This window comes from Agaribacillus sp. DX54 (assembly GCF_056858335.1).
Genome location: NZ_JBXEQE010000054.1, coordinates 1 through 16,916 on the forward strand (window position 1 = coordinate 1; position 16,916 = coordinate 16,916).

At 41.7% G+C, this 16,916-nt stretch carries 11 protein-coding genes and 1 pseudogene; 1 reads left to right on the forward strand and 11 read right to left on the reverse strand.

Annotation, left to right across the window (positions count from 1 at the left end; genetic code table 11):
- A pseudogene (locus tag AC04NP_RS29190) lies at positions 1-291 on the reverse strand (hypothetical protein); the annotation flags it as partial.
- An 89-nt stretch (positions 292-380) separates the two neighbouring features.
- A complete protein-coding gene (locus AC04NP_RS29195) occupies positions 381-806 on the reverse strand; it encodes an AlbA family DNA-binding domain-containing protein (RefSeq protein WP_482863625.1) in 426 nt (141 codons plus the stop codon).
- Positions 807-1,329: 523 nt separating this feature from the next.
- Between AC04NP_RS29195 and AC04NP_RS29200 the strand changes: the two genes are divergently transcribed.
- The gene (locus tag AC04NP_RS29200) at positions 1,330-1,515 is read left to right on the forward strand and encodes a hypothetical protein (protein WP_482863626.1); all 186 of its coding nucleotides are present in this window, start codon (positions 1,330-1,332) and stop codon (positions 1,513-1,515) included.
- 1,116 nt (positions 1,516-2,631) lie between these two features.
- On the opposite strand, the gene AC04NP_RS29205 is transcribed toward AC04NP_RS29200, so the two are convergent.
- The 9 genes from AC04NP_RS29205 to AC04NP_RS29245 form a co-directional block, all read right to left on the reverse strand.
- Entirely contained in the window at positions 2,632-5,115 is a 2,484-nt protein-coding gene (locus AC04NP_RS29205) for a glycoside hydrolase family 31 protein (protein ID WP_482863627.1), read from the reverse strand.
- 36 nt (positions 5,116-5,151) lie between these two features.
- Positions 5,152-6,894 (reverse strand): glycoside hydrolase family 66 protein, encoded by a 1,743-nt coding sequence (locus AC04NP_RS29210; RefSeq protein WP_482863628.1) that lies wholly within the window; start codon positions 6,892-6,894, stop codon positions 5,152-5,154.
- Between the two features lie 19 nt (positions 6,895-6,913).
- Positions 6,914-8,416, reverse strand: a complete 1,503-nt coding sequence (locus tag AC04NP_RS29215) for a SusE domain-containing protein (RefSeq protein ID WP_482863629.1) — start codon at positions 8,414-8,416, stop codon at positions 6,914-6,916.
- A gap of 10 nt (positions 8,417-8,426) precedes the next feature.
- Complete coding sequence (locus AC04NP_RS29220; RefSeq protein WP_482863630.1) at positions 8,427-9,905, reverse strand: RagB/SusD family nutrient uptake outer membrane protein; 1,479 nt, start codon at positions 9,903-9,905, stop codon at positions 8,427-8,429.
- 12 nt (positions 9,906-9,917) lie between these two features.
- Positions 9,918-12,941 carry a SusC/RagA family TonB-linked outer membrane protein gene (locus AC04NP_RS29225; RefSeq protein WP_482863631.1) on the reverse strand — a complete coding sequence of 1,008 codons (3,024 nt, stop codon included), beginning with the start codon at positions 12,939-12,941 and terminating at the stop codon, positions 9,918-9,920.
- 245 nt (positions 12,942-13,186) lie between these two features.
- On the reverse strand, positions 13,187-14,863 hold the full coding sequence (locus AC04NP_RS29230) for a DUF6377 domain-containing protein (RefSeq protein WP_482863632.1): 1,677 nt from the start codon (positions 14,861-14,863) through the stop codon (positions 13,187-13,189).
- Between the two features lie 560 nt (positions 14,864-15,423).
- Complete coding sequence (mobB, locus tag AC04NP_RS29235) at positions 15,424-16,146, reverse strand: MobB family relaxase (RefSeq protein ID WP_482863633.1); 723 nt, start codon at positions 16,144-16,146, stop codon at positions 15,424-15,426.
- Between the two features lie 90 nt (positions 16,147-16,236).
- Positions 16,237-16,662: an ATP-binding protein gene (locus tag AC04NP_RS29240; protein WP_482863634.1), complete on the reverse strand. Its 426-nt coding sequence runs from the start codon at positions 16,660-16,662 to the stop codon at positions 16,237-16,239.
- The coding region (locus AC04NP_RS29245) for a hypothetical protein (protein ID WP_482863635.1) at positions 16,659-16,916 on the reverse strand (258 nt) is incomplete at its 5' end. The genes AC04NP_RS29245 and AC04NP_RS29240, both read right to left, overlap by 4 nt.

Consider the following 16,916-nt stretch of genomic DNA (forward strand, 5'->3'; position numbering starts at 1 on the left):
GATAGCATTAAGTACGGCTTCGCGTAAAGCAATCTCCGGATATTCAAGTTCTTCTATACGCTGGAGGCCCTCGTACCGTATAGGAGACACCAGGTACTTGCTACGAAGTACTTCCATAACTTTATCCGGCATTTCTATCAGGTTGCTTTCAATTATATCCTGAAATCTCAAATCCGAATCTGATGTCCCAAACCTTCCAATTTTAAAATAGGAAGAGGTAAAATACTTTTGTGGATTATAGCTGAAAAGCAACAAGGCGGCATTCTTCAGCTTACCCCTATCGTCGGTCAAGTGCAAATTCCTAAGCAGGATTTTGATGTCCTCCCTTGCCGCACCTGATGAAATTCGCTTGCTATGCAGCGCTTTTTGGAGAAAATGTTTTACGTTTGGTCGATGTCCTTAAAAGAGGCAGCGTTGTAAGGAATATCGTCCCAAGTTTTACCAGCTCGTTTTAAGATAAATTCGTTTAGCGCCAGACCTTTTAACTCCTGCAATGTGCTCCCGGTCCGAACGTAATATTTTCCTCTAAGAGAAATAGGCACTTCATACCGGGGAACCAGGATTTCAAGGTAATGCTTGCTGTTCTCGGTTAGCAAATTCACTTCTGCAAATACACCAAGAATATCTCTGAATTTGTTGGGTAGTTGTTTTAACAAATCAGGGTGGTTATCAATACCTGTCACATTTCCTTTATCGTCCATGCCTATATATAGCTTACCACCATTGGCATTGGCAAAACCACATATCCATTTCAGGTATTCATCACGCCAACCGGATTTGTATTCTATATTTTGGGATTCAGCCATAAATTTTCGGGCTACTTACTTTATCGGTATTCGCACACAAATGAACTGTGACTTAACGCTTAAAGAGGGTTGTCACTCTTCCATTTACAGGAATTCACAAATATCTGCTTAATGATAGCGAATTAAATATCTTAATTCAAAGAGAATTTATAACTAAGTTCAGATTCACTTGAAATCCTACAAGGTGATAGGATAGCATATAGCCAGTTAGGGTAGGTTCTCATTTTCTATTTGATGTTTATTTAATGCCTAGATCACTGACCCTGCTTATCGGCCTTAAAAAAATACAAAGAGTGCGGAGGATTCTGCACCCAGTTATTTCCTTTTTTATGGAACACTACCCACTGATGGGATATTAGATTTGCATCGCAATTTTAAACCTCAACAAACATGTATCTGCTTCGCCGTTTGTCACCTACAGTAACTTTTCAGTTCTTCTTTAGTATATTTGTACAGCCGTTGGATAGCGGTATGTCACTTGGAAAGTGATACGGTGTCTGGATAGACGCAAGGTATTGAACTCATGGAGTTGGATGACAATGAAAAAGTCGTTCGCTGGAAGATAAATCCTAGAAATCTTGATCTTGGCAGACTTGATTTGTCACAATATGTTGAGCTGGTCAAGATGGTAAACTATGATCCTCAGAAGATTGGGAAGGTAAATGCTTTCTACAATGAAGCAGAAAGTGTTTTCAAAGAGTTGTTATAAGTCTAAGAGGTATTTAGGCCGGTGAAATTCCGGTCTTTTTTATTGTGCGTACAACCACAATGTGGTGTATAAATTTATTTTAATAACATTAACCTAAAGGATTTTAATAATATTCATATCTACATTGGCAATATGCTCATGGGTTTATGTAATTCTGCTGGGCTTATGACCTGCTAGAAGAGTTTTACTCATTTTCCACGTCAATGTTTTGAAACAACTTAACTTGATAACTAAAATGTCCTCATCTCGCGCAAAACAATGAATTAAAGCCAATATCAAACGGTTTTAAACAAAAAAGCCCAAACCTAAACGATTCAGGCAAAAGTCGGGATGACTGGAAGAAAGCCTATTATAAAACTACCTAACAATCAGTTCTTTACACTGTACTCTCAATCTGATTAACCGAACTCTAAACTGTAATTAAAACAGTACATTCAGTGGCAAAACTTATGGGGGTTTTACATCACTAATTTAGGCATTTTTTTGAACCCAAAAATATCCAACAACATCAAACAGTACGTCAAAACAAATTCAACCTAACATTTCCGAAATAACAAATTGCTTTCAACTGTTGCAATTTCAGTCACCCAAATTATAAGGTCAAAGATGGAAACGCTGGACTTATTATACCATCTTCGCTGGACAAAATTGATCACCCTTAAAACTTACACAAAATCTGATTTTCAAATCACTAACCCCAAATATTGGGTGGCTTAAATTTTCTGTTTTAGGTGGCCTCAACCATCCGGCTCATCCATATATATTTACTCTCAGACATACACAAATTTAACGCTAACGCTGCAAGCAAAGGGGAATTAAATACTCAGAGATTAAAATAGATATTGAATCTAAAAAGAGCTGATTTTGAAAACATCCTGATAGAAAAACTTCCCGATGTTTTATACATTGCTCAAAAACAAAATAAAGAACAACCTTCAGGCGTTGTTTTTTTGAATAAACAATGGGCATTGAAATGCCCATTGAACAAAACTAATCTCAAATTAAAAATATTTTTCTCTTAAAAGATGGTTAACCTCTTTGCTCTTAAATATCTAGTTGTCTGGGTGAATTCGGTTTTAGCTTCGCTTCCTAACAGAAATTCTCATCTTTTACGAACTACATCAAAATATTTATTTGGTTCTTGGATTTAGTATCTGGAACCCTGATGGACAATAACTTCTTCTTTTTATCATATGAGTAATTCTTTATATCAAAGTTTGTGTTCAACTTTGAGTGTAATTTTTCCAATTTTGATGCCCTGATTTCTCTCCCATCAACAATAACATTGGTAGGTTTTTCAGGCAAATGAATCTCAAGAAGATAATTACGTTTTTCTGAAATAAAACCAGTGTTTTCTGGTGCATTAATCACAACCTTGCATTGGTTTTCTTGTCCATCAACCTCAATAAAGGTCTTGGAGAAAACATCTTTTTTATAGTTATTGGTCTCCCCGTCATCTTCATACAATTCAAATGTGGTTTTCTCTTTGGTTGAGGGGAAAATCTCAAAAGTCATCGCGGCATTGTCAATCTCACCAACATATTGCATAATGGGCATCTTGGGGATGATGCCCCCTTCCTTCACAAACATTGGTATGGTTTCAAGATCTACATCATACTGTATTATTGAACCTCCTTGAAATTTCTTTGTAGGTTCATTATAGTCGATCCAAGTACCTTTTGGAAGGTAAACCTCCCTCCTATCTACTTTTTCCTCTACGACAGGGGCAACCAGTATCTCTTCCCCGAAAAAGAATTGATCATCGACCCCATAGCCCATTTCGTCTTTGGGATGCTCCAAGGGGATTGCCCTGAGGATTGGAATACCCGTATCATATGCTTTGCGTGCATAACTATACATGTAGGGCAATAGCTGATATTTCAGTTCGATTGATTCTTTGGCGATTCCTTCGGCGCGTTCACCGAACAACCATGGCTCCACAGCATTGTCTCCCTCATGATGGGCCCTGCTCAGGGGATTGAAAATACCGAATTGCAACCATCTCACATACAGTTCTGAAAAGGCTGTGTAATCCCTTATCTCACCACAATATCCAGAAATGTCAGTAGTCCAGAACGGTATCAATCCCATTCCTGCTGATAATCCCATAGGGATTTGATTTGCCAAATTTTCCCAACCATCGGTCACATCTTCACCATTTCCACTATCACCGGACCACCCAAACGTGTAGCGTTGTAATCCGGCATAGGCCGCCCGGGTCATTTGAAAGACCCTTTGATTGGGATTGTTCTTTTCAAATTGTTCAGTGACCACTTTGTCCCAAGTAAGCCCATAAACGTTATGGATTTCGTCATGCATGCCCAAATGGTGCTTCATGTGAAGTCTTTCGGTACTCTCTTCGTTGCTCCAAGCAGGTTCGCCCATATCAGTCCAATACCCTTTTATTCCGTCATTTATGGGTTGCTGTTGAAGATCGCCCCACCAGTCGGCCACTTCAGGGTTGGTGAAATCAACGACCCCTGCGTTACCCCCCCACGGCCAGGGCATATCATACGCTTCTCCTGTGCGGTTGTCTTTTACTAGGTAGCCTTTAGCCTTCGCTTCGGCCCATTGTTCCTGGGTGGCTTGTGAAATCACAGGATCTTGGGAGACCACTACTTTAAAACCATCTTTGGCCAGATCGGACAACATTTTTTTTGGGTTGTCATAGCGGTCTTTCCGCCACTTAAAGTTTTGAAGGCCTTCCACCCACCCGATGTCTTGATAGATAACATCGCAGGGTATTCCCCTTTTTCGATATTCTGCGGCAATTTCCCTAGACAATTTCTCAAAAGTCAACATTCCCCTGCTTTGTGACCATCCCAAGGCCCATTTAGGGGGCATTATGGGGTTACCGGTAAGCCTGGTATAGTTTTCAATGATTTCCTTATAATCTTTACCATAAAGGAAATAATATATAAACGCTCCGTCGGGTGCAGAAAAAGAGAGCCTGTTCTCTTTGGTGGCACCAAAATCGAACTGCGTCTTGTAGGTATTGTCAAAGAAAATTCCATAGTTATAGCTGCTCATGAAAAAAGGAATGCTTTTGTACAAGGGATCTTCGGTATCTGAATAACAGGGTTTGTCACTGTTCCACATGGTGAAGGATTTTCCTCGCCTGTCCAGACTACCTGATTTTTCTCCCAACCCCAAAATGTGTTCGTCGCTCCTTAAGACTTTGGATGTCTTTATTTCATTCCCATTAATCAAATAAGATTCGTCATCTACGTCCCCCATGAGCAATCGTTGGTATTTATTGAAAACCTGCACCTTAAAGGGTGATTTGTGGACCATTACCCTTAAATCGCTCGTAAAAACCTCATAATTTGAAGTGGACTCATTGACTTCCACCTTAAATTCCGGACCAAATTTTTCCGTAACCACAGCAAAAGATGGATTTGAAGACTCAAAAACTCCATTGGGTGATACCCAGAATTTTAAATTTTTAGAATCCAAAAACTTTATCCTGACCGCACTGTTATCGCTTAAGGTAAAGGTTACTTGATCCTTCTGCGAGCTATGGTCCAAAACAGTGGTGTTTTGTTGCGATACGGCCAAGTTGAAGCTCAATGCCAGTACTATTCCAACAATATATTTCATTCTTTTTTGTAATATGTATTCAATTATATTTTAATTCTATTCCAAAACAATCATACTCCAGAAATGCAGATAGGGAACGGTTATCGTAATTTTTCCTTGCGCCTGTTCAAAGTTTAGTGCTTGTGAGGCACCTCCCCTATGATCAGGAGATGCAAACCAAACCTTTTGTACTTGGGCATTTGTGTCTATGGTCAATTTGAATTGGGAATATACCTTAGGTTCAGTCTGGATCCGATCCACATCCCTCCAATTGAGGGAAGATACGCCATCAAAATTCAATAATTGTATGACTTGGGCGTTTGGCATTTGCTTGCCCAATGCAGCAACTTGACCATGGACAGGGGGCCAATTTCCAATATCCAAGGATTCTGAGGATAAGGTTGGCAGGTAATTCTTGCCCCCATCCCTTAAAATATTCTGATATGCGGTCATGAAATCATAATATTCTTTCAGGGCTGCCGATAATTCTGTATCCATGGTCAATCGGTCTTCAGGAAAATATTCGCTGGAAAGCATGTGCTCACCAAGTTCGATATGTGCCCCGCCAAAGGCAAAAATTACCGCATCGGTCAATAAAACCGCTGGAGTATTGAAGTTTCCTTCTGTTGCACCATAGTTCATATAGGCTGCCAAAACACTTTGGGTGCCATTGGATGAAAGCGTATTGTTCTCGGTAATGATCTGTGCCAAATCTGCATACTGTACCCTGTCCCAAACCTCAGTGTAGGCAAAATCTACCTTTGCGGAAAGTATTTGTTCCTGTGCAAATTGTTCCACTGCATTAAAGGCGTGTTTTTTATCAGGAAATTTACCGGTCAAGTTGTTCATAAACCCCAAAAAGTCGTTGGGCAGATCGACCCGATAACCTCCATAATCGTAAACTGCACCTCTATTTCCCAATTGATCGATGTGCCAACCGTCAAAGTCAAGATGGGTATAGACTTCATTGGTCCTTTCAAAAATATATTCCTGCCACTCCTTGTTTCCTGGATCGGTCAACAAAAGCTTTCCAAAATCCCCCAGATCATGATGGCTTACATTATCGTGGGTCCTATCGGTGTATAGCAGCCATTCTTCCTTAAAACCATCCCCTTCTTCCGGTTTCCATGCCCCGTAAAGCAAATTATAGAACATGGAAGCCATATTGAGCCCGTGGGCACTGTTGATATACCCCTTTATCGTTTCAAGATCCACCTCTTTATGGAACAAATCTACCCATTGATCTTTGGGGACTTGATCACCGTTCAACGGAAGAGGGACATGGTGTTTGGCATGCCAATCATAATATTGGAGCCCGTTGATATGAAAATCTTTGAGGTTGTTCAAAACTGTGCCTCTTTGAGCTTCATCCATTTTTTCAAAACTGGAAAGAAAACCATACCTCGGATACTTTGTCCAATCGGAAGAAACATCCACGGCTACTGTCCCTAATATTGTTTCGCCCCCACTCGATTCGTCGACCAACTCTACCATGTAGCCCATAAAGTCAGTGCTAGGCGGAGTCCAACTCCAAGTCGATAAACTTAAAGGTTCTTCTGCCACGGTATTTCCCCGATATTTGTATCTGACCATGGTGCTGGCCGGCGCATTGGACACTGAAAATTGGACATCTTCGCCAGGACGGTACCTCGCTTTGTCTTTTTTTAAGTCCAATTTTTCCCTATACACTGCCTTTTCCCCAATGGGGCTAATTTTGTTTGGCCCGCCATCATCATCACTACAGGCCAACGCGATGAGTACCATGACCCACCCTGTCGTTCTTTTTATTTTTTCAATCATTGATTCATTTTTATCTTTTCTATTGGGGGGTAATAGAAATGGTTTCTGCATCTAGATCCACCCTGATCTCATAGTTCCCCGCTTCGCCTTCTTTTAACTTCCACCTGTTGTCAGGGCCATCGCATCCGGTGGTGTAGATAAAGGTCGTATTCAATATGGACTGGGATTCTGTTGCCGCATTTATCCAATCACCATCACACCAATTACCGGAAAACTTTGAAATCTTAAATTCTCCCGTTGGATTATCAGAACCCAAGGGCCCAGTGAACACATATACCCCTTCCCCCATATACTCCATTGGTTCTGGGTCACTGATATTCCACCCATTAGGCCCCCCATCTCCAATAAGATATAGGGAGACAGGGCTGAAGGCAATCGTATTATCTTTTGTGTTTATCGTTATTTTATAACGTCCCTTGGTCTCTTCGGTGATAAGCCACTTGTTGTCCACATCACAGCCAGAGTTTTGTTCCACTTCTTCATTCAACAAAGCCCGGTTGTCTTCAATGGGTCTGTACCATTCACCGCACCAATCGCCCAATGACCCTGCCAATATTTTAAAGTTGCCAACGTTCAAAAGGCCTTCGTATGTGAAAATGAACGGATCACCACTATCTTGCACAAAAGCCTTTGGGGTGTCTATATCCCATCCACTTTCAGATGCGTTCCCGACGATCCAAAGGGTGTCAAAAGGGGGATCCTGTGCTTCCACTTTGACTATCTCAACTTTTATGGTAAGGTGGATCAAGTCTACAGTGACCTTGTAATTTTCATCAAAAGCCAGTTCGGTTTCAATGCTCCACGGCAAATCTTCCCCACTCCCACCTTCATTATAGATCATTTTGTTGTCGTCGGAAGGGTCTTTTGTATAAAAGTCTTGGCACCAACAACCTTCTTGGCTCACTGCAAACTTAAAATTACCCAAGCCCAACTTGCCCTCATAAACGAAAACACCTCGTTGCCCTGTATTGATCTGCATCTGTGCAGCGCTCCCAATGTTCCATCCATTGGGGGTCGCATCGCCAACAATGTAAAGCTGCTCACTTACAGGTTTGTATGTAGTAATTTTAATGTTGCTGAGTGCTTGTTGTGACGCCACATTTTCATTCAAAACATTGGCGGTAACCCTAAGCGTGAGTTCATATGTTTCCGCTTCTGCAAGACCATGTTCTAAGAGAATGTTGTTCATATCTCCATAACCGACACTGTATGAAAATGTGTGTTTTGCTTCTTTGACAAAAGTTTTGATGGGTGAAGAAAAGTCTCCATCGGCCAAATCCATTTCCAAAGTGTATGCTATGCCCGCCCCGGTTTTTTTATTGGTCCCTGTTGTCCAGTTCAAATCAAGTGTGGCATCGAATTGGGATTCTTCAAGTATCACTTCAGTAGCTGAAACCGTCATCTCCAAAGTATTTTCCAGCTCAAGGGATGGGTCGTTCAATTCTTCTTCACAAGATCCAAAAAAGGAGAGCAATGCGGTTAAGAGAACCAATGTGCGAAATCGACGTTTGATGTTTTTCATAACGATAAGTTTAGTAGCCTGGGTTTTGTGACAAATTTGGATTCCTGTCTATTTCTATCTGTGGTACCGGAAGCAACAAGTGCTTCTGCGATGCGTTCGTTTTACCGATACGCTGCAGAAATTCAAGCCCATACTGGCCTCCATCGACCCTGATAAGATCGAACCATCGTTGGCCCTCGAAAGCCAACTCAACCCTGCGTTCCATGAGTACTGCGTTTCGAAATTCGGTTTTGTCCAAACCTGTTTGTACCTTCTCAAGCCCTGCCCTGTTCCTGACCTTGTTCAAATAGGGTTCTGCATCTGCCGTTCTTCCCAATTCGTTCAAGGCCTCGGCTTTCATCAACAATACATCGGAATATCTCAAAACCGGAAAATTAAGGGGGCTGTTGTCATAACCGGGAACCACGCTCAAGGGCACCAAGAATTTTCTAACGTTATAGCCTGTCAATGAAAATGAAGCTTTGTATGCCTTGTCGTCGAAATTTGGGCAGCCTTCGTAAAAGACGGTAACATCCTTTCGCAGATCCCCAGGTTCGTATTGGTCCATGAATTCCTGGGTAGGTTGGTTCCAGCCATACCCCCCACCGACAAAGTTAGCCCCTCTAGGCCCCATGAAAGGGCTTGCCCACGATGATTGGTTTTCATTGTCCCAAAAGCCATATCCTCCATTCGAGGCATACTGAACCTCAAAAAGGGATTCTTTGGAATTTTCCGTTTCAATGTTAAAATTGTCGAAATAGTTTGTGTTAAGCTCATACCCCAACCCTTCGACCACAGTGGCCAGCTCCACTACCTTGTCATAGTTACCCAAGGTAATGTGCACTTTGGCCAACAAACCTGCAGCTGCACCTTTGGATGCCCTTCCTATATCTTGCTGGGCATAGGAAGATTTTCTGGGCAACAACTCAATTGCCTTGTTCAGGTCATCGACGATCAACGCATAGATGGCATCTACAGAGTCCCTTGCAGGAAGCAGGTCATCATCGGAGCTCAACGGTACGGTAACCAAGGGAACATCGCCAAAGTAGCGTACCAAAATAAAGTAATAATGGGCCCTTAAAAAGTGGGCCTCGCCCATAGATCTGGCTTTAATGATCTCGTCAATGTCAAGACTTGGCGCGGTTTCCAGAACGATATTGGACATCAGTATCCCCGGCCATGGCCCCCTCCAAAGGTCCAAAACCCCAGCATTGTCGGGCTGCGTCACAAAATTTGACATATCCTGCGTCTCGATGCCATCGGTTCCCCCTCCTGCACCCACAATGCTATTCCCGGCCATAATATCGGAAGACCACATTCTGAGGTTATACAGTTTTGGCCATTGTAAGGGTTGGTATGCCCCATTTACCACTGTAATCAATTCTTCGGCCGTTTTAGGATAGTTTTCCGTGTTTATGGTATCCAAAGGTTGTTTGTCTAAAAAATCCTCACTGCACCCCACAACCAATGAGAGCAGCATCATCCCGATAATATATCTATATAGTTTCATATTCTCTTTTATTTAAAAACCCAATGTTGTTCCAAGAGTGATCGTGCGTACAATTGGATAAATGTTATTGTCTATTCCTGAAGGCCCAACTTCAGGGTCAAAACCTGAATAATTTGTCAGTGTGAATACGTTTTGCCCAGAAACATACAGTTTTACCGAATCAAAAAACGATTTCTTCATTCTTTCCATTGGCACATTATAGGACAAATTGATGTTCTTTAGCCTTGCATAAGATCCGTCCTCGATGTAGCGGGTAGACTGCCGATTGTTGTTGTTTGGGTTTCCAAAAACCGCTCTGGGCATAAATGTACTTGTGCCCGGGCCACGCCAGCGTTGCAAAACCGAGATGGACTGGTTCGTGGTGACCGACATGTTTTCAGTGTACAATCGGTTGGCATTAAAAATATCATTGCCATATACCCCCTGAAGGAACACACTTAAGCCGAAATTGCCCATGGACAGGGTATTGTTCAGTGAGAAGGTGAAGTCAGGGTTGGGGTTTCCTATAAAGGTTCTGTCGTCATCGTTGATGAGTCCGTCGCTGTTAAGGTCTTTAAACCGAATATCTCCCGCTGCCGTGCTTGTGGCGGGGTTCGTTCCAGGTACTTGAACTGCATGGTTTTCAACTTCTTCCTGTGTTTGAAAAATACCGTCGTGTACAAACCCGTAAAAAACATTTATAGGATAATTAGGCTGAATTCTCGCCAAGTTATAGTTCAACCCTATTCCACCTGTTGTCAATGGCGTATCACTGTTAATGTCGATCACCTCATTTTTGTTGTATGCAAATACGACATCTGTTGACCATTTCAACTTATCGGTATTGACATTATGGGTAGTCAACAGCAACTCAACCCCTTTGTTCCTTATCTTTCCGGCATTGATAAAGGGCACATACACATCTGAGTACCCTGAAGTTACCGGCACGGTTTGCGGCACCAACATATCCTCAGTATCTTTCAGATACCCATCAATGGTCACATCCAAAAAATTATTGAAAAGCGAGGCGTCTATCCCTACGTTGAACTGTTTCTGCGATTCCCACTTGACATTGGAATTCGGGAGTACGGTCGGCACGGCTGCGGTCACAAATGTTCCATTGAAGTTGTACAAATTGGTATTGTAAGAAGAAGCAAAGGAATAATTTCCAATGTTCTGGTTTCCTGTTATACCATAGCCCGCCCTTAGTTTTAAGTCGTTCACAACCTTGGATTCGGAAAGGAATTTTTCCTCAGAAACCCTCCATGCCAAAGAGGCTGATGGGAATATCCCATACTTATTGCCCTTTCCAAAACGGGAGGATCCATCCCTCCTTATCGTTGCGGTCATATAATATTTGTTCTTAAAGTCATACTGCCCCCTGGCAAAAAGCGAAAGAATGGCCCACTCAGACCCACTTCCATCAATTGTTGGCTGCAATAGGCCATTGTTCAAGGTTTGTGTGCTTTCACTCGTGAACCCCTGTATTGAACCTCTTATGTACTTGTATTGGTTTTCCTGTGCGCCCATACCGATAACTGTTGACAGCGAGCTTCCTTGTTCAAATTCTTTGGTATATGTCAATGTATTGTCCCACACCATGGTCAAGCTTCTATTAGACGCTTCTGCCAGATATGCATTGGGTGAAATATCGGAGTCCCAACTATACGCAGGAGCCCAAGTTCTGGTGTCCCAAATGTTTGCCTCGACCCCAAAAAGCGATTTCAACTTAAAATCATTGAACAGGGTCAGTTCACCATATATATTGCCCTGTAGGTTATACCCCTTGATGGAATTTTCAACTATGTTCGATTTCCCGATGGGGTTTTCCACATCACCGGAATAAATAGGCTGCCCTATTGGACCGGAAAACTCTCCGTTCTGTCTATAAATAGGCTGGGTGGGCAATGATAAAATAGCGTTTTGAATGCTGTTGTCCCCATTTTCTTTGATGTCATGGTTGATCTTAATGCTACTCCCCATTTTTAGGTTCTGATCGATCTTTGTGTCGGAATTGAACTGGACGATGTACCTTTTGTAGTCTGAATTGATGATGATTCCCTTTTGGTCAAAGAAATTCAATGAAGTATAGATATTTGAGGTCTCGTTGCCCTGGGTATAGGAAAGGGTGGCATTTTGCATTTGCCCAGAACCAAAGAAAGCATCCAGCCAGTCTGTTCCCAGTCCTAGGTTTTCAGGCTCCATGAATGCCGGGTTTGGCACCATTCCGCCATTCGCCAACATTTCATTGCTGAGTTGGGCGAATTGTTCAGCGTTCAAGAGCTCGATGGTATTGGTAGGGTGCTGAAAAGCGGTGAACATGTCCACATCCAGTTTTCCTTTCCCATCTTTTCCTCTTTTTGTGGTTATGATGATCACCCCATTGGAGCCCCTGGACCCGTATATGGCTGTGGCCGAGGCATCTTTCAAAACTTGGAGGGATTCCACATCCTTCATGTTGACTTGGTTTAACCCTCCGTTCAGTGGCATTCCATCTACCACGATCAAAGGATCGTTGTTTCCTATGGTTCCCGTACCACGGATCCTGAACGTCGGGCTGTTCCCGGGTTGCCCAGAAGTGGTCACGACCACTCCAGCTGCCCGACCTTGAATTGCATCCCCAATGTTGGATGATGGTTGCGACTGTACATCATCCACACGCACTGTGGAAACCGAACCTGTCAGGTCCCTTTGTTTTGATTCGCCATAACCGATTACAACAACCTCATCCAAAGAAGCTACGTCTGGCAATAGTTGGATTACCATTTCACCATTTTCTGGAACAATGGTTTTGCCCACAAAGCCGATATAACTTACCTGTAACTTACTGTCCGGGTTTTCCAACAGCAGACTAAAGTTTCCGTCAAAATCTGTCACTGTTCCATTTCTGGAGCCCTCTTCAACAATAGTGGCCCCAACCAACGGAAAATCAAGTTCATCAACAACTTTGCCGAATACTGTCTTTGGAGGTTGTTCCTGCCCAATCGCGGACAATGGAACAATAATTAAAAAGCACCACTTCATGAGTAAATGCCCAATCATTGTCTTTGTGCTCATTTTTAAAAGTTAGTTTAGTTAATTCAGTATGTCCAAAGGTTAATGGAGCATATCTGGAGATCAAATAAACAAAAAAATGAACCTCAAAATTGACATGGATATTTTTATATAGATATTTTCGCGATACATCACGCTATGTTCCATAACAAATAGCTAAAAAACAATGTGTTGTGAAATAGAGAGTGAAAATTTTATATAGAAAAAAATGTATTGGATAGTGCCAATTTGATAAAAAACATATTTTATTACAACCTGATTGTCGTGTTTTCAATTAATTTTTTATCAAATTCAGAATTTGAAACAATGGCGTTGTTCCTAATTTTTGACTTATAAGCATAAACCGAATTCACTGAATACCCCAAAATCTGTGCAATTTTATCATTATGGGTAACCCCTAACCGCAAAAGCGCATAAATGCGCAATTCTTTGTTCAAGACCTGTTCTTCTTTAAGCTTGACCGAGTTGCCCTCTTTCATAAGAGCATTGAATTCTTGAATGAAGTTTGGGAACAGTTTAATGAACGCATTGTCAAAACTGGAAAGCAATTTTTCCTTTTCCTTTTTTAGGTCATAACGTGATAGTCTAAACCTTGCGCGATTGAGCTCGTTCTTTTCCAGGTCAACCTCAATCTCAGTGGTCAGATCATTGAACTTTTCAAAAACATTGTCGTACTCGGTAAAAAAAAAGCCTAGATATTCTTCCTTGATTTTGTTGGCTTCCATTAATCTTCCATTGATATTGCCAATCTCTTGGTTTCGCTCGTGCAATTCGTGATTGGCCGATAATAATTTGTTGTGGGTCTCTTTTAATTTAGAATGTGCCGTAGTTATAATGCTTTTTGTCTTCTGTAGTTTTTTATATTGGAAAAGGATGATGGCCACCAAAAACCCCAAGGCGACAACCAAACCAATAGCGCCGATATATTGCCAATACAAACGGTTTCTCTCTTTTTCGATATTGCTGACAATTTCATCACTGATCAAGGGTAAAATGGCCCCTACTTGTAACTTTCGCTGCTGTGCTCCATAAAATTGTGCATCTTCATAGGCTTTTTCAATCAAGGCTGAGGCTGTTTCCAGTTCCTTTTTCTTGAACAACAGTTCAGATAATCGAATAATGGCGAGTGACTCCTTGGTCGAGGTCTTGATGTCGGCTATTACCGCATTGATATAATGCTTTTCGGCTATATCGACCAAGCCTTTCTTTTGGTTGATTTCACCCAGCACGTAATTTGTCAATGCTTGATCTCTTAAGCCTAAGTCCCACTTTAGTAGTTTGTTCAAACCCTGTTCGGCTTTGTCTAAGTTTCCAGATTCGTATTGATAAAAGGCGGTCATGAAAAGGTGAAAAAAGGTGTTTTGTGCCACATACTCCAATAATTTTTCCCTATTGTCATGGGCCTTCTCAATGTATACCTTACTAAAACTTGGCAGGTTGCTGTATTCTGCCAAATCTCCATAACATCTCCCATAAAGGCCATAGTACATGGATTTGTCATTTCTTTCGAGTCGGTCAACATCAACCTCTTTCAAGAAATCCAATGCCTCTTTGTACATGCCCACCGCAATACAGATATCAGCCAGATTGATATTTGCTTTGTTTATATGCAGGGTGTCCATTGCTGTCGTTGCAAGCTTTTTTAATGTTTGTGCATGAAAGTAAGCCGAATCACTTTTAAAGATTTTATAGTGGTCGAACAATTGTTGGTTCAATTCAAACTTTTTGCGCCAGTTGCCGGACTCAACATGTCCAAGGGATTGTTTTATTGTATCGATCTCCAATCTTTTATGATTGTCGTATATGCCAAATGAGTCCATAACAGATTGAAGTTCAGTATATTTGTTCTCTTGGGCACACATTGGGCCAAACAAAAGCAAAGCATATAATAACAACAGCGGTTTGGTAAAATGTATACCATTCATTTTCGTGACATTTAGAAGACAATGCCTAATATAGAATTATATTGATTCCGCAGAAAATTTGTTGCAAAGATTAGGGTGCCTATCAGTCCCATCCTATTCTTCATCCATTTCAAAAACTACATTATCACCTCTCTTATTTAAATGTGTTGTTACCAATTTATATGCCTTAACGTTACCTTTTTTATCCTTCTCAAAAGCAAAACTCATTTATGAGCATAAATACTAATTGAATAATTCTTTCAACAATACACTGGTAATTCATGGAGAAGTTTTAGACTTAAATGAAATTATAAAGGCAGTGGAACAATGTAAGTTTAAATGTAAAAGCTTATTTATTTAGAATAGTTAAGTAATCGCAGCTATCAATATTATGTAACATTAACTTTGAGCAATTGATAGAAAACTATAAATCCACCTCAAAACTGTTCAGTTTAAAGTAGAAAAAAGAACCCCAAATCTTACCCCCAACTTTTGCGCATGGATCCTGTCGGGTTTTTGTAGTGTTCCGATAGATAAGCGTGAAGCAAAAACCCGAAAGGGCGCAACCTACTTGTTGGCTTTCAGTAGCCCATGTCCTCACCCGTGCCCCTAGCCCTATTGATACCCTTTCCAAGGGCTTTGATGATCTTGGCCGCCATTTGTACTTTATTGGTCGGTATACTTGGAGCTTTGACACCCATGGTTTTAAGAAGTTTGAAAGCTATGTCCTTTTCCTTGGTGGGAAGTCCCATCACCTTAGCAAAGAACTTCCCCGGTTCCTTGGCATGGGCCTTTCTCCCTACATAGGATTCCACATAGTTCCTTTTGAACCCCGTTGTCCTGTCAAAGGTCTTCTCTGCTGCTTGGTAAAAACTGTCCCTATCAAAACCTCTCTTGACCGTCTTTCCGTTCAGTTCCACTTCGGATGCCTTATGCTTGGCCATAGGTGAAAGTGTATAGGTGTTGGTTATGTCCCTTCTACTGACGATGATGTGTATATGGGTCTGGAGCCCTTCTTTTTGCATCCCTGCGGCCACCAATTGTCCGTTCTGTTTGTGTGGGGCCAATCTTTCCTGCTCTTTGATTCTTTTTTCGAGCTCATTGACATTTCCAATGATTTCCCCCCGTTCCACTTCCCTTATCTCGTTCCTGAGCCTTGCTATTTCTCCCCGGTATGGGGCATTCTCCAGAACCTGCTTGTCAAAGCCCCGATAGGTGCGCTCATGTTCTATCTTAGCATAGTATTTCAGGTTCTCGGCCTTGACCTCCTGGTTACGGTGGAAACTCTTGGCATAGTTCTCCATGTGTATATATTAAATGAAAAGGGTACCATTATTTCAATTGAAAAGGATACCAGTTTCAATGCAAGGTTAATAAAAAAAATACAATATCTATTAGAAAGAAGAACCTTCTTTCCCCCGCCCGTTCAAAGGAAAGCTTTCCTTTGAACGGGCGGGGGAAAATTTTTCTTGTCCGGTGCCCGGATTGCCAGCTAATACTAAATTCTGTCCTTTATCGATAAAATCCAGTCTTTCCAATACAGCAAGTTTTTCCTGTGCATCTGCCGGAAGGGATTCTGTCAGCAGGTATTCCAGGTACTTCTTGTAAGGGAAGCCTGCGGCCCGTATGCGGGCGTTCTTGCGGTTTTTGGTTCGCTCTTCCAACTCTTTTTCCAATAAGGTTACCAAAAATGCTTCATGGCTGTTTTTTTTCCGGGCTGCCTGCAATGAAATTTCTTTATAATATTTGCGAAAGGCCGGTAAACGTAACGCTTTGCTATAGGTACCTATTTTTTCCTGTATGTCCTTAAGGGTGCTCATAGTAGTGGGGTTGATTTTAAAGATTGATAATTGGGGACAAGCTTACTGAGCCGAACTAACTGTTCTTTGCTATGGTTAGCGATATCGTCCTGGCAATCAACAGGTGTGGTTAGTTGTTTGCGCCCACACAAAGTGATGATCTTGTCAGTGGTCATATGCCTGCACCCTAGTCTTTGTAACTCCCTGATGGCCTTCCCAACAGCCTGTATATCCACGTTGTCGCGGCCCATAAAGCCCATCAGTTCAATAAAATC

What these genes read in the sequence shown, in the direction of transcription:
- AC04NP_RS29195 (WP_482863625.1), bottom strand. Translation starts at nt 806, where the DNA reads ATGGCTGAATCCCAAAATATAGAATACAAATCCGGTTGGCGTGATGAA.
- AC04NP_RS29200 (WP_482863626.1), top strand. Translation starts at nt 1,330, where the DNA reads ATGGAGTTGGATGACAATGAAAAAGTCGTTCGCTGGAAGATAAATCCT.
- AC04NP_RS29205 (WP_482863627.1), bottom strand. Translation starts at nt 5,115, where the DNA reads ATGAAATATATTGTTGGAATAGTACTGGCATTGAGCTTCAACTTGGCC.
- AC04NP_RS29210 (WP_482863628.1), bottom strand. Translation starts at nt 6,894, where the DNA reads ATGATTGAAAAAATAAAAAGAACGACAGGGTGGGTCATGGTACTCATC.
- AC04NP_RS29215 (WP_482863629.1), bottom strand. Translation starts at nt 8,416, where the DNA reads ATGAAAAACATCAAACGTCGATTTCGCACATTGGTTCTCTTAACCGCA.
- AC04NP_RS29220 (WP_482863630.1), bottom strand. Translation starts at nt 9,905, where the DNA reads ATGAAACTATATAGATATATTATCGGGATGATGCTGCTCTCATTGGTT.
- AC04NP_RS29225 (WP_482863631.1), bottom strand. Translation starts at nt 12,941, where the DNA reads ATGAGCACAAAGACAATGATTGGGCATTTACTCATGAAGTGGTGCTTT.
- AC04NP_RS29230 (WP_482863632.1), bottom strand. Translation starts at nt 14,863, where the DNA reads ATGAATGGTATACATTTTACCAAACCGCTGTTGTTATTATATGCTTTG.
- mobB (WP_482863633.1), bottom strand. Translation starts at nt 16,146, where the DNA reads ATGGAGAACTATGCCAAGAGTTTCCACCGTAACCAGGAGGTCAAGGCC.
- AC04NP_RS29240 (WP_482863634.1), bottom strand. Translation starts at nt 16,662, where the DNA reads ATGAGCACCCTTAAGGACATACAGGAAAAAATAGGTACCTATAGCAAA.